Below are 245 nucleotides of genomic sequence, written 5' to 3'. Positions count from 1 at the left end.
GCCTCAGTCAACAAGAAGTGTTGTACCATTAACAAAACTAGCATCATCACTAGCAAAAAATAAGACAGCTTTAGCCACTTCTTCTCGTGTTCCAAGTCTGCCTTGTGGAAGAAGGGAAGCTAAATATTCTTTCTGTTGAGGATTAACACTACCAAGCAAACGGGTATCAATATAGCCAGGGCACACCGCATTAATACGTATTCCAAATTTAGCGTAGGCAGTACATAAAATTTGAGTTAATAGAT

At 38.8% G+C, this 245-nt stretch carries 1 protein-coding gene; it reads right to left on the bottom strand.

Annotation, left to right across the window (positions count from 1 at the left end; all coding sequences use genetic code 11):
- Nucleotides 1-3: 3 nt before the first annotated feature.
- The coding region (locus JDS92_RS30405) for an SDR family NAD(P)-dependent oxidoreductase (RefSeq protein WP_199633066.1) at nt 4-245 on the bottom strand (242 nt) is incomplete at its 5' end.

The organism is Bacillus cereus group sp. N12 (genome assembly GCF_016483575.1).
Taxonomy (GTDB): domain Bacteria; phylum Bacillota; class Bacilli; order Bacillales; family Bacillaceae_G; genus Bacillus_A; species Bacillus_A toyonensis.
Note: the sequence above shows the minus strand (reverse complement) of the source record. Positions and strands in the feature narration are given on the sequence as shown.